General features: G+C 42.6%; 10 protein-coding genes. 1 reads left to right on the top strand and 9 read right to left on the bottom strand.

From position 1 onward, the window contains the following. Positions 1-14 precede the first annotated feature (14 nt). The 9 genes from ACVRYP_RS00180 to ACVRYP_RS00140 form a co-directional block, all read right to left on the bottom strand. A complete protein-coding gene (locus ACVRYP_RS00180) occupies positions 15-1,337 on the bottom strand; it encodes a 5-methylcytosine restriction system specificity protein McrC (protein ID WP_447466806.1) in 1,323 nt (440 codons plus the stop codon). Further along, positions 1,327-3,279 (bottom strand): DUF8426 domain-containing protein, encoded by a 1,953-nt coding sequence (locus ACVRYP_RS00175; protein ID WP_447466805.1) that lies wholly within the window; start codon positions 3,277-3,279, stop codon positions 1,327-1,329. Before ACVRYP_RS00175 ends, ACVRYP_RS00180 begins: the two co-directional genes overlap by 11 nt. Before the next feature lie 185 nt (positions 3,280-3,464). Next, positions 3,465-5,852: a phenylalanine--tRNA ligase subunit beta gene (pheT, locus tag ACVRYP_RS00170; protein WP_447466804.1), complete on the bottom strand. Its 2,388-nt coding sequence runs from the start codon at positions 5,850-5,852 to the stop codon at positions 3,465-3,467. 12 nt (positions 5,853-5,864) lie between these two features. Next, a complete protein-coding gene (locus tag ACVRYP_RS00165; protein ID WP_447466803.1) occupies positions 5,865-6,389 on the bottom strand; it encodes a GNAT family N-acetyltransferase in 525 nt (174 codons plus the stop codon). Between the two features lie 70 nt (positions 6,390-6,459). Beyond that, positions 6,460-7,506 (bottom strand): phenylalanine--tRNA ligase subunit alpha, encoded by a 1,047-nt coding sequence (gene pheS / locus ACVRYP_RS00160; RefSeq protein ID WP_447466802.1) that lies wholly within the window; start codon positions 7,504-7,506, stop codon positions 6,460-6,462. A gap of 351 nt (positions 7,507-7,857) precedes the next feature. Then, entirely contained in the window at positions 7,858-8,733 is an 876-nt protein-coding gene (locus tag ACVRYP_RS00155; protein WP_447466801.1) for a DNA/RNA non-specific endonuclease, read from the bottom strand. A gap of 23 nt (positions 8,734-8,756) precedes the next feature. After that, positions 8,757-8,975 carry a DNA-directed RNA polymerase subunit beta gene (locus ACVRYP_RS00150; protein WP_447466800.1) on the bottom strand — a complete coding sequence of 73 codons (219 nt, stop codon included), beginning with the start codon at positions 8,973-8,975 and terminating at the stop codon, positions 8,757-8,759. Continuing rightward, positions 8,968-10,248: a UDP-N-acetylglucosamine 1-carboxyvinyltransferase gene (murA, locus tag ACVRYP_RS00145; protein ID WP_447466799.1), complete on the bottom strand. Its 1,281-nt coding sequence runs from the start codon at positions 10,246-10,248 to the stop codon at positions 8,968-8,970. Before murA ends, ACVRYP_RS00150 begins: the two co-directional genes overlap by 8 nt. A 159-nt stretch (positions 10,249-10,407) precedes the next feature. Continuing rightward, on the bottom strand, positions 10,408-10,644 hold the full coding sequence (locus tag ACVRYP_RS00140; RefSeq protein WP_447466798.1) for a DUF1146 family protein: 237 nt from the start codon (positions 10,642-10,644) through the stop codon (positions 10,408-10,410). 281 nt (positions 10,645-10,925) lie between these two features. Here ACVRYP_RS00140 and ACVRYP_RS00135 point away from each other — a divergent pair, with 281 nt between their 5' ends. Then, positions 10,926-12,575 carry an Rqc2 family fibronectin-binding protein gene (locus ACVRYP_RS00135; RefSeq protein WP_447466797.1) on the top strand — a complete coding sequence of 550 codons (1,650 nt, stop codon included), beginning with the start codon at positions 10,926-10,928 and terminating at the stop codon, positions 12,573-12,575. The last annotated feature ends 153 nt before the right edge of the window (positions 12,576-12,728 follow it).

Genomic DNA, 12,728 nt, shown 5'->3' with positions numbered 1-12,728 from the left:
CAACCATTTTGCTATTACGTAGTGATGGAGTAAGATTGCTTTAATGTCTCAAGAAATTTCTTTTCATTTTTAGCCATTTCTGTTACAAATGCGTCATAGCTAGTGCAACCTTGTGGGATTTTAATGGACCATTTTTTTAGCATAGCACCATAACCAGCTAATTCTCCAATCATGTTAGCAACTTTATCGTTCTGACTTGGAAAGACTAAACCTGCCAGATTGGCTTTTAAGATATAAGCATAAGTTACTATTTGGTACAGATCCGATCTGTCAATGCCTTTTTCTGTTAATTCCAAACGTTTGTATTTAGCATCTAAAACAATGCCTTTTTCTGGACTATAAAAATCTGGATAAACCTTCCGACGTCCGCTTGAAAAAACAGAGATCCCTTTCTGGTTAGCCTTATTTCTAGGATGGACAAACTCTGTTCCCAAAAGTGTCGCTATATATTCCTCCCATAGCCATGCCACATCAAAGAGGATACCATGTATGTTGTCTCTGTTGCCACCTACTGACTGCTTTTGACTGGTCAAAAGCAACAAACACAGTTGTTGCAAAGCGGTATACTCCTTAAAATAAGCATGGCGGAGCCGCTTTTTCTGGTTAGACAAAATGATTGTTTGCCTATCTGATAGTTGGTAGCTTGATGTCACTTCAGCGACTGCTTTAACATTTCCCCTTGTTTCTGGATTAGAATCCAAAATAGAATAACTATCTTTTTGACTGACTTTAATGTATTCAATGGTGTGACGAACCAATTGCAACAGAGGATTGTCATAGGCAAACTCTCTGGTCCTATAAGCTATTTTCCCAGTAAAAGGAGTACTCACTTTGATATGCCTCGCAACATCAAGACTCCCTTTAATATTGGCATCATGATAATCAAAACGGCGGTATTCTTTGTATAAACCTTTTCGTAAGGCTACCTGCAGATATTTGGGAAAGAGATAAACCAAAAGCTGATAAAACTGCTGATCTTGTGAGAGTGTAGTGTCCAGATTGGTCAGATTGATATGAAGAACTTTTTGTAACATATAGTGCAAAAAGTAGTCTTTGTCATCCGCCTGAGCAAAACGAGAATGAATGGTTAATTGTTCATCTCGATAACCAATAAAACCAGCCACATTCTGGGATTTCACTTTATCATCAACTGACTCGAAAATTTTTGCCGATTCATCTAAATCTGGTATCTTTGACAAATCCGTCGGAAACACAAATAACTTCTCATGCTCACTTAAATACTTGAGGCTCTTATCGAGCAAGTAATTTCCTAAATTAGGATACGCCTCTAAAAATTCAGACTTAGAAATATCTTGTTGATTATCCTTAATCCACATGTGCTTCTTCCTCAAGATAATCGTATGCTTTTTTTAAGGTTTCAAGATGTTCTATCTCCTGATAGGTGCCTCGCAAGTACTCTTGTAGAAGGGGTTCCAGATAATCAGTCCATAATGTATCATACTGATAATCAAGCTCTGGTAGTTTAAGGAAATAAGAAGGGCCCACATGATAATTTGTATTTAATTCCGGAATCTCTTCGATAGCTTGATTGAGAGACAGCAAGCGACGCTTAGCTTCTTCAATCTGACTGTCATCAAATCCCTCTGTCTTTTCCCACATATCTATGGTATCTTCTGCCTTAATTTCGATAAATCGAAAACGACGTCGCATAGCAAAATCAAAGGTATCGACAGAGCGATCAATATCATTCATGGTACCAATAATATAAACATTTTCTGGAATGTAGAACTTTTCATCCGATTCGTGCATATTGGCATACTGGGTAGAAACCGCACCCGCTGGCCCTCTGTATCCAGGGTCGATCGCGTAAAACAATTCTCCAAAAATTTTAGAAATTTCCCCACGATTGATTTCATCGATGATGAAAACAAATAGTGGAGCATCTTTAGCATTTGTATCCGTAGGGATTTGGTAGTCTAATAAGCCAAATTTTTGTTTTAAGGTTTTTAAAACCGTGCGTCCGCTAGAACGGTAATAGGTTTGCTTGTCGTATGTCTCATCTTTATAGAGTTCATAAACATAAGGCCTAGGCAAAGTCCAGCCAGAAGCCCCACTATCATAATTTACAGATAAATTTTGTCTGCTGTTAACAGTAAGATAGGATGTTTTTGTCACGTATTCTTTTTGATCTGATTGGTTTATAAACCCTAGATAGCTATCCCAAGCCTCATCAAAATTATCACGACCGCCAACCTTACTCTTTTTTGTCGCTCTTTCACAGAAACCCTTAAAAATACCATCCTTTAATTCAAAACTCACTTGGCCATCATCATTTGACATCGGCCTCAGACCTTCAACGAAATCCGTATAATCATACGAAGGGTGAAATTGAACAAAACCGATGCGTTCTTTCTCAGCATCTGTCAAATCAGAATAATCATGCTTACTCCCGTTCGAAACAAGTTCAGCAGCAATCTGTTTAGCTAGAAAAGTCTTTCCAGTACCAGGGGCACCACGTAAAATGATATTTTTAGAATTTATCACTTGTTTGCTAAATTTTGACACTACTTGCTCACTTTCTAATCCCAAAATTTTCCAATATTGTTTGATTCTACTCTGGTTCTTATCTAGGTGAACCGTATCTCTATTTGTTACATTTACAAGACTCCACTCACCTGTTACTAACCATTTTACATTAATACAATGTTGCATATCTTTTTTTTCTGAAGTATGATAATACGGCTTGATTACCCTACCGATTCCAAGTATTTTGGATATACCTTTCTTGGCAACAATAATATCACCAGTTTTCACTTCATGTGCAAACTGCCATATATATTTACTTGATTTTTTTTCATTTGGAATAGGCAAATCGTTAAAATTACGATATCCTTTTAGATCTCCTAAAGTATATCCTGAAAAACCTATACAAACTTGATTGTATTTTCTAAAATCATTCCATAGCTCTCCTTTACTACCTGTAGCAACTATCCAATAATTTGCTTTCAAAGACTCATATACTTTCTTAATCAGTGGAAGTATTTTGTTATAATCTGTTTCACTAGAAACAATATAACTAGCATCAATTGACCATCCATTTGTTTTTGGAGCTACTTTAAAATGCTTTTTCTCTTCAAAAGATAAAAAACGTGAAATAAGTGAAATTTTAGAACCTGACTTCGTAAAGCTAATTTCAATGAAATTCTGCTCAGATCCGTCATCCTTCTTAACTTTTAAAGAAGTGTACTTTTTTGTTTCATTTCGTATTACATCAGGAAATAATTCAACTAAATGTGCAATCAATTCTTCTTTTTCCATCTCATCTCCTTAATCGTTTTCATATATTTTAAAAATTAAGATGACAACAATACATTTACTCTATTCTATTTTATTATAACATTTTACTCGAGAAACTAATTATTCATTATAATGTAATTTCTTTTTAGACTCAAAAACCACCAGAGTCCTGCTCTGATGGTTATTTCAATTTATAAAATAATGGCTTAACGTACTTCGGCACCAAGGGTTTCGGTCAGTGACCTGGTGATTTTAGCCATGTAGCCCGCTACTTCCTCATCGGTCAAGCTGTCAATCGGATTTTGGAAGGTCATGTTGTAGGCCATAGACTTCTTACCAGGCTCAATACCAGGCCCTGCGTAAAGGTCAAAGAGGGCCACCTTGGTCAAGCGTTTCACACTTGCTGCTGCGATCGCATCCAAGACCTCCTGATGGCTCACAGTGCTCTTCAAGAGGAGGGAAATGTCACGGCTGACTGCCGGGAATTTCGAGATGTCGGTAAATGGCTGAGCTGGTGTGAGGGCTGCCTCAATCGCTGTCAGGTTAAGCTCTACCACATAGGTCTCAGGCACACCGTAAGCCTTAGCTGTTCCAGGGTGCACTTGACCGATAAAGCCAACGGCTTGGCCATCCATTTCAATGCTGGCTGCGCGTCCAGGATGGAGATTTGGCAGGTCAGCTTGAGCGACAAAGCGCGGTGTTAGACGCAACTGGTCAAAGAGGGCTTCCACAGTACCCTTGGCACTGAAGAAATCCACCTTGTCTTTTGTACCAGCGACTAAACCCGTTAAGGCAAAGGCAAAGGTTTCGATTTCCTGAGGAAGGTCCGTCTTAGCATCCCCAGACTGTTCAAAGATCTTGCCGATTTCATAGAGGGCCAAGTCTTGATTCTTACGGGCTACATTGTAGGCTACGATGTCAAGCAAGCCAGCCGTCACATTCTGACGAAGGACAGAGCGATCGATGGTCATCGGCCACATAAGCTCTGTCACCTGGGTTAGCTGAGCCGTAAAGGCGACTGCTTTTTCAGGGGTTGTGAGGGCATAAGAGATGACCTCAGTCAGCCCTGCTCCTTCAGCCAAGGTACGGACTTTGCGGCGTAGCTGTTGCATAGGGGTTAATTCGCCGGCTGTTCCTGCTTCGTTTGGCAAGGTTGTCGGCAACTTATCATAACCATAGATACGGGCGATTTCTTCTACAATGTCGGCCGGGATACGGATGTCCCAACGGCGACGAGGGACCTGAACCGTAAAGCTTTCCTCGTCTCCTGACACCGCCATACCGAGACGACGGAAAACATCTGCAATGGTCGCGTAGTCAAGGGTTGTCCCGAGACGCTTGTTGACATAATCAAGGCGAGCTGAGACTGGAATATCAGACACATCCAAGTCTCCAGCCTTGACCACACCAGAACGCACCTCACCACCGGCTAATTCAGCCACCAGTGCAGCTGCCACATCTAGGGCAAGCCCAAGTTCCGCCACATTAGTTCCTTTTTCAAAACGGGCAGAAGATTCTGAGCGGAGGTTGAGGCGACCGCTGGTTTTGCGGATGGTCTTGCCATCAAAGCTGGCTGCTTCAAGGACAATACGGCTTGTCTTATCTGTGATTTCAGTCGCTGAGCCACCCATGACCCCACCAAGAGCCACAGCCTCATCCCCAACCGCGATAACGATATCGTCCACTGTCAATTCACGTTCTTCTTCGTCCAGTGTCACCAAGGTTTCACCGGCCTTAGCTTGACGCGCGACAATCTTGTTGTCCTTGAAGGTATCTAGGTCAAAGGCATGCATCGGTTGCCCAAAGTAAAGCAAGATGTAGTTAGTAATGTCGACCACGTTGTTGAGTGGGCGAATACCCGCGTTCATAAGCAGGTTTTGGAGCCACTGTGGACTTGGGGCGATGGTCACATTTTCCACCACACGCGCCTGATAGCTAGCCACCTTATCAGAAGCAATCTCGACAGATAAGACATCACTAGCAGCTAGATTTGACTCTGTCAAGACAGGATCTTCAAAGTGAACTGGCGTGTCATAGATTGCTGCGACTTCATGGGCCACCCCACGCATAGACAAGGCATCTGCGCGGTTTGGAGTAATCGAAAGTTCGACAATCTCATCATCCATATCCAGATATGGGAAGATGCTGTCGCCGACCACTGCGTCCTCAGGCAGGTAGTAAATACCGTCCGCATAGGCTTTTGGCACCACCGCATCTGGATAGCCGATCTCTGCCAATGAGCAGATCATCCCAAGGGATTCTACACCACGGATTTTGCCTTTTTTAATCTTGTGATTGCCCGCGATACGCGCACCTGGTAGGGCCACAATGACCTTGATACCAGGCTTAACATTTGGTGCCCCACAGACGATTTGAGTGGTTTCCTCACCAATGTTAACTTCACAGATGTGCAAGTGGGTTTCTGGGATATCTTCAACCGATACCACTTCACCCACGACGAGTTTAGACAGGCCTTCTACAGGTGTTTCCACCCCTTCAACCTCAATTCCTGTGGTTGACATGGTTTCTGACAAATCCTGACTTGTCGCCGTCACATCAACCAGTTGTTTTAACCATTTATAACTTACTAACATGTTTTTCCTTCCCTATTTGAGCGCTTTTTTCATGAGCCAGTCCGTATCTACTTTATCACCGACTTCAAAATGATGCTCGCCAAATTTTTCAAAACCGTATTTCTCATAGAAACGCTGAGCCTTCACATTGTGTTCCCAGACCCCTAACCAAGCCCATGTTTTTCCTGAGTTGGCGGCAACTTCCATGGCATAATCAAAGAGAAACTTGCCCAGACCTTGTCCCTGATAGGCATTGAGAACGTAAATGCGCTGGATTTCAAAGCCGTCTTCCAGCTCTTGCTCGGTCTGCGCCTGACCCCAATTGAGCTTGATAAAGCCAACCGGTTGGCCGTTTAACATCAAAAAATCAACCTCTGTCTCAGGATCGGCCAATTCCTTTTGGAGCTGTTCCAAGCTGTAATCCTTATCAAAAAACTCCTGAAGTTGAGCCTCACTATTGTCATGCCCAAAGGTTTCCCGAAAGGTCTGAATTGCTAGCTCTCTCAAGATTGGTAGCTCGTCAGAAGATACAGGCTTAATGCCTCTTGTTGTCACCATAATAGTTTCTCTTTTCTTAGGCTTATAGCAGAGCTGCTATCTTAAGAGCTCAGCAAACTTTTAGCGTTTCCTAACCCTTGAATTGCTCTGAAAAGCGGGCATCACCTTGGTAGAAGCCTCGGATATCGTTGATACCATAACGGAGCATAGCAATCCGCTCTTGACCAAGTCCAAAGGCAAAGCCAGAATACTTGTCACTATCAATACCTGACATCTCAAGGACACTTGGATGGACCATCCCAGCCCCTAAAATCTCAATCCAGCCGGTCTGCTTGCAAACATTACAGCCATCACCACCACACTTAAAGCATGATACGTCAACCTCTACTGAAGGTTCCGTGAACGGGAAGTAAGACGGACGCAGGCGAATCTTACGGTCCTCACCAAACATCTTCTGGCTGATCATCTGAAGAGTGCCCTTGAGGTCGCCCATAGAGATGTTTTCACCCACAACCAAGCCCTCAATCTGATGGAATTGGTGCGAGTGGGTCGCATCATCCGTATCCCGACGGAAGACGCGCCCTGGCGAGATCATCTTAAGGGGGCCTTTAGCAAAATCATGCTGGTCCATGGTCCTAGCCTGAACGGGACTGGTATGGGTGCGGAGCAAGATCTCTTCTGTGATATAGAAGGTATCCTGCATGTCACGCGCTGGGTGATCTTTTGGCAAATTCATGCGCTCAAAGTTGTAGTAATCTTTCTCGACCTCGTAACCATCTACGACTTGGAAGCCCATGCCAAGGAAGATATCTTCGATTTCTTGGCTGGTCTGAGTCAAAACATGGCGTTGCCCAACAGGGACAGGCTTACCTGGCAAGGTCACATCAATCGACTCGCTAGCTAGTTGCGCCGCAATTTTTTCTTGTTCAATTAAGGCATTAACTTCATCAAAAGCTGCTGTTAGAACGTCACGCACTTCATTGACGTATTTCCCTACCTGTGGACGCTCCTCAGGAGACAGGTCTTTTAACCCTTTCAGAATTTCTGTGAGTGACCCCTTTTTCCCCAAGACAGAAACACGCAGGTCCTGTACTTCTTGAGCAGCTTCCAGATTAACATCTTTTAACTTATCTAGCGTACTTTGGCGAAGCTCCGCCAATTTGTCTTGAATTGTCATAATTCCTCCATTTGTAAAATAGCTTCTTTAAGCCTTTAGAAACTAAAAAAAGCGTGCCAATACTCCTTAGCGGAGCGTTGACACGCGGTACCATCCGTTTTCATTTACCAAGTGGTAAACCTCAATTTCTTGTCCTGCCAAAGGTTTCTCATTTTAACACCATTTAGCCATGAGTGAATTCACAAGGCTTTCCTTGAGTGGACTTCCAGTCACGGTCCACACTCCCTGGTCAATTGCCACCTTGCTACTAGTCTCATAGACAACTATTCAATTATTTCCTATTACTAATCCGTAATATACCTACTAGTTTAGCAGAATTACACCCATTTGACAAGGAATTTAGCGGATCGTCTACTCATAAATCGTCACCTCACCTGTCTCATAATCAAGACTGATCCCTGTCTGAACGTTAGGAACAAAAACATTGAACTCTAAGCTACCATCAGCAGATTTGGCCTCCAGTTGACGACCCACTGCCACCAAATCATTGTCATCCGCATAAATCAAGCTTACGCGGTAACGGACGCGCTTGTTATTATCCAGAGCGTTGCGGATGAGGATTTCATAGTAATTTTGACCTGTCGATGTTTTCTCATAGGCTTGATTGGACCAAGCCGTTTGCGTTGCGATATTATCAGAGTTACTAGTCGACGCATCAAACCCCTTGAGGCCGCCACCTATGGCATAACCAATAAGATGCCCTCGATCCACCGCATGATCATATTCCCCAGAAAGGCCATGTTCTTGCCCCCAGCCAGCTGGTGTCCAGTAAGTCTGCCCTTGACCAGTTTGCTCACGATTTTTATACTGACGCGTTGATTTGGCTAAGATAGCATTAGCAACTGTTGGAACTTTTTCAGATCCGACCTTCTTCGTTTTCAAATCGATATAAGGCTGCGAGGCCACATCTGCATCCAGATTGGTCTTATTGCCGTTTAGGATAAAGGCTCCCGCCCCATTCCACTCAATGTTTTTTGGCAACTGCGCTCTGACTTCGTCCACCAGCATTGAACTGGCAAGCTCTTCGTCAGGTGTGACATCTACAGTGCTGCTGGCATATTGGGGAATAGCCACATCATAGGTCGCAGGACCAATCGTAGCATCCTGGATTTCAGTTGTCTGATTATCCGTAACCGTATAACCCGTAACTGCTAGTATGAGAGCCAGAATCCCTGTTAAAATCGAATTTTTTTGTTTTTTCGTTAATTGCATCATATCTCTTTTCATAGCATGGAAAAAGTAGGCCTAGCCTACTTCCCAGTTATTTTTCCAATAAGTTCCTGCCATTTATCAGGTGATAAAATCGTCCACATGGATTCCCCATCACCGATAACCCCATATCCAAGCATCAGCCCAAGAACAAAGAGCAAAAGTGCAATTAATAAAACAAGACCAATAATCAACAACTGCTGCGACACATACTGGACGCCATCTTTTTTTCTTGGTAAGTTACTACTGGCATTACGCATCATCATCCTCCTTAATCCGCTTGATGTCAGCTCCTAGCGCTGCTAATTTTTCATGGAATTTATAATATCCTCGGTCTAGATGATCCAATTGCCCTACACAAGTTGTTCCTTCTGCGACCAAGCCAGATAAAATAAGAGCTGCTGACGCCCGTAAATCAGTTGACAAAACTGGAGCTCCTTGAAGTTTCTCACCACCAAAAATCAGAGCCGTATCTCGTAAGATTTCAGAGTGTAGCCCCATCCGGCGTAGTTCCTCCAAATGTTGGAAACGATTTTCAAAAACGGTTTCAATCATAGTAGACTCACCTTTTACAACCGTCATTAAGGCGGTCATCTGTGCCTGCATATCTGTCGGAAACCCTGGATGTGGTTGTGTTTTGACAGTGACTGGTTTCAATCGAGCAACTTCAGATTGCACACGAATCCCGTCATCTTCTTCTGTAATGGCCACACCCATCTCTATCATCTTAGCAAGAAGGGGACGATTATGTTCCCAAACAGCATCTTTGATAAGGACATTGCCACCAGTCATAGCAGCTGCAACCATAAATGTCCCTGCTTCGATCCGGTCTTGTACTACTGCATGATCTGTCCCATGGAGATGATCGACACCTGTGATCGTCATGGTGTCTGTACCAGCACCACGTACCCTTGCACCCATCTTATTAAGAAGGTTGGCTAAATCAACAATTTCAGGTTCGCGAGCTGCGTTTTCAATCGTCGTTTGGCCATTGGCTAAAGTCGCTGCCATCATCAGATTTTGAGTCGCCCCAACACTTGGAAAGTCCATATAGATATAAGCACCTTTTAGACGATCTGCCTTGGCCTCGATGTAACCGTGGGTCTGATGAATCTCTGCTCCCATGGCTTCCAATCCTTTGAGATGAAGATCTATAGGACGCGAACCTATCGTACAGCCACCAGGCATTGAAACCTTAGCGTAACCATTTCGGGCTAAAAGGGGGCCTAAAACAACGATAGAAGCTCGCATCTTACTGACATAACGGTAAGGGGCTTCAAAATGAAGAGGCTGAGTCGCATCCACTATAATCTCATTGTTCTCTTCAGTAAAAGAAACCTCAGCATTAAGGCCTCGCACCACATTATTCATGGTATAAACATCTGATAAAATAGGGACATTTGTCAATTTTGTTTGACCATCACTAGCTAAAATCGTCGCTGCAAGAATTGGCAGAACCGCATTTTTAGCTCCCTCAATCGTTACCTCGCCTGTCAAACGGGTATCTCCACCGTTAATAATAATCTGTTCCATACAAGATCCTTTTCTTACATACTGTTTTCTTATTTTACCATAAGACACTAAATAATGCTTTCATTTAGGAATGCGTTAGCTCATACTCCAAAGTTATTGTTTTTACTTTTTGAGCAGAATACTAATAGCTCTTCGCCAGTTTTCTCACCCAAGCACTATTTACTCAAAAAACAAAGCAAAAGCCATTCCACGCCCAATCGCTAATAGTTCAAGGAAAAACCGGCTCGATAAAAAGCCCAAAACGATACTAAGTAAGAGAACCAATAGGCGCAAACGGCTAAGATTATCAAGATGTGTTTTTGTAAATTTTTGCCAGTCAACCACCGTTACCAATAGGTGATATGATAATCCAATAAACAGCATATGACTGCAAAGTTGTAAGGTATAGGTTGTCATAATTTGATTATAACAAAAAAGATAAAGATTTGCTGAATTAGGATTAAGCGAAGCAAGATATATTGCCGTTACCCACCTATACCATTTGATAGATCACTCTAACAATAGTAACCCCGCTGACTCAGATAACCTTTCTGGCTGAGAAAAATGACCAGACTAGACCTAGTGTCCCCCTCAAAACTTAATGTTTTCCTGTTCTACTTTCTTAAACAGAGAGGAATTTCCTTACTTTCTGAGAGATATGCTATAATAGAACACAAGACTAAACGCAGGAGAATATTATGCCCTTTGACGGTTTCTTACTTCACCACTTAACTGAGGAGCTTTCTCAGGAACTTCTTGGTGGACGTATCCAAAAAATTAATCAACCATTTGATAATGAACTAGTTTTAGCTGTTCGGAGCAATCGAAAGAACCACAAACTGCTCCTCTCTGCTCATCCTGTCTTTGCAAGAGTCCAGCTAACTCAGACAGAATTTGCCAATCCACAAGTTCCTAATACCTTTACCATGATTATGCGCAAATACTTGCAGGGAGCAACTATTGAGCGGATCGAACAGATTGAAAATGATCGTATTTTAGAGATTTCTGTCTCCAATAAAAATGAAATTGGAGACGCTATTCAGGCCACATTGATTATCGAGATTATGGGCAAACACTCTAATATCATCTTGATGGATAAGGGGTCTGGAAAGATTATAGAAGCCATCAAACATGTCGGATTCTCCCAAAATTCCTACAGGACCATTTTACCTGGCTCTACCTATATTGCGCCACCTCAAACAACTGCTTTAAATCCTTTCACCGTTTCTGATGAGAAACTCTTTCAAGTTCTCTCAACTGAAAATTTAGATTCTAAATCCCTTCAGACCCTTTTCCAAGGGCTGGGGCGAGATACCGCTCAGGCTCTAAGTGAAGTCCTTAAGGACAATCGCCTTCAAGCATTTAGAACATTCTTTACTCAAGCAACAGAGCCCAATCTCACCGAAAAATCATTCGCCCCTGTCCTCTTTAAGGACAGTCACAGCACCTTTCCCAGCTTATCAGAGGCTATGGACGTCTACTATCAAGACAAGGCTGAGCGTGACCGCGTCAACCAGCAAGCCAGTGAAATCATTAAACGTGTCGATAACGAACTGGATAAAAATCGCAAAAAATTAGAAAAGCAAGAAGCAGAACTTGCAGCAACTGAGAACGCTGAGGATTTTAGGCAAAAAGGGGAGTTATTGACCACCTATCTTCATCAGGTCCCTAATGATCAAGACAATGTGACGTTAGATAATTACTACACTGGTCAACCTGTCACCATTTTCTTAGACAAAGCCCTTAGTCCTAGCCAAAACGCTCAGCGCTATTTTAAAAAATATGCTAAATTAAAAGAGGCCGTCAAGCACTTGACTGGCCTAATCATGGAAACACAGGAAACCATTACCTACTTAGAAAGTGTTCAGACCATGCTTTCTCAGGCAACGCTCTCTGAAATCGCTGAAATTAGAGAAGAACTCATCGAAACAGGCTTTATCCGTCGCCGCAACCGCGAAAAAATACAGAAACGGCAAAAGCCCGAACGCTATTTAGCAACCGATGGTAAAACCATTATTTTAGTCGGTAAAAATAATCTTCAAAATGACGAACTTTCCTTCAAAATCGCTAAAAAAGGAGAGCTATGGTTCCACGCCAAAGATATTCCTGGTAGTCATGTCATCCTCACAGGAAATCTCAATCCAACAGATGAGGTCAAGACAGACGCTGCAGAACTGGCCGCCTATTTCTCCAAAGCACGCTTGTCGAACTTGGTTCAAGTCGATATGTTAGAAGCCAAAAAGCTCCATAAACCAACAGGAGCAAAGCCAGGTTTTGTGACTTACACAGGACAGAAAACACTTCGCGTCACACCAGATGAAGACAAAATAAAGCGCATGAAACTCTAAATGATAAAAACAAGAGATTGGGCCAGATCCCAATCTCTTGTTTTTTGTCATGATGTCAAGCTTAGCCCTTCTAGCAGGAAACCATCCGTTTATTTTTTAGATAACCCTTGGATTTTCAGAAATCACTAAGTCTTTATCACTCATTTCTGGCCA

The sequence above is a fragment of the Streptococcus rifensis genome (assembly GCF_053203525.1).
Note: the sequence above shows the minus strand (reverse complement) of the source record. Positions and strands in the feature narration are given on the sequence as shown.